The organism is Desulfurellaceae bacterium, from assembly GCA_021296095.1.
Classification (GTDB): Bacteria; Desulfobacterota; Binatia; order Bin18; family Bin18; genus JAAXHF01.
This window is the reverse complement of the sequence record JAGWBB010000105.1, coordinates 536-1,628: the sequence shown is the minus strand read 5'-3', so window position 1 is coordinate 1,628 and position 1,093 is coordinate 536. Positions and strand designations below refer to the sequence as shown.

Here is a 1,093-nt window from a genome sequence, read left to right as displayed (position 1 = left end):
GGCATTGGTCCCGAGATTGTACTCAAGGCGGCCCAGACTCTCGAATCCGGGCTGCGTCTGGTTATCCTGGGCGACCTGAGCGTCCTGGCCGAAACCGCCCGCCGTCTCAAGCTGCCGCCCCAACTGGTCAGCTGGGCGGTGCCCCAGCCCTACCCCCCAGATCCTGAGATGGTGCCGGTGATCCCCCTGTCGCACCTCCCGGCTCAACACTGGATGCCTGGCCGACCGACTCCGGCCGGCGGCGAGGCGTCCTACCGATATGTGGAGACCGGGGTTGGCCTGGCCCGTGACACGACCATACAGGCGCTGGTCACGGCGCCGATCAGCAAGGCCATGTGGCGGGCGGCGGGGCGCGATTACCCCGGCCATACCGAACTGCTGGCCAGCCTCACCCACAGCCCGGACGTGCGCATGATGCTGGTCGGAAGCCGTCTGCGGGTCGTTTTGGTGACGACCCATATTCCCTTCACCCAGGTGGCTGCGGCCCTGTCCATCCGCCGTATTGCGACGACGCTGGTCCTCACCGCTCGGCACCTGTCTCGCTTTCACGGTCTGAGCCGACCGCGCCTGGCCGTGGCCGGGCTGAACCCGCACGCCGGCGAGGGCGGGGCGTTCGGCGATGAGGAAAACCGCCTGATCAGCCCGGCGGTTCGACAGGCGGCTGAGCAGGGCCTGTCGGTGGTCGGCCCCTTGCCGGCCGATTCTATTTTTGTCCGGGCGGTCAACGGCGAGTTTGACGCGGTGATCTGTCAGTACCACGATCAGGGCCTGATTCCGCTCAAACTGCTGTCGTGGACCGACGGGGTGAATGTGACCATTGGCCTGCCGATCATCCGCACCTCGCCCGACCACGGCACGGCCTTTGATATTGCCGGGCGCGGCACGGCCGACCCCAGCAGCCTGCAAGCCGCAATTCGGCTGGCCGGCCACATGATCGAATCGACGGGAACGCGCGAGACACCATGAGTCGTGTCAACCCGGCCATTTTCCGGGAGTACGATATTCGGGGGGTGGCCGAGCAGGACTTTGATGCCGACTTTGCGTTTACGCTCGGCCGCGCCTATGGCAGCCTGGTTGTATCGCGCGGGCAGCG

The 1,093-nt window shown here is 66.6% G+C and carries 1 protein-coding gene; it reads left to right on the top strand.

The features are described from left to right. The coding region (gene pdxA / locus J4F42_19335) for a 4-hydroxythreonine-4-phosphate dehydrogenase PdxA (GenBank protein MCE2487672.1) at positions 1 to 966 on the top strand (966 nt) is incomplete at its 5' end. Between the last annotated feature and the right edge of the window lie 127 nt (positions 967 to 1,093).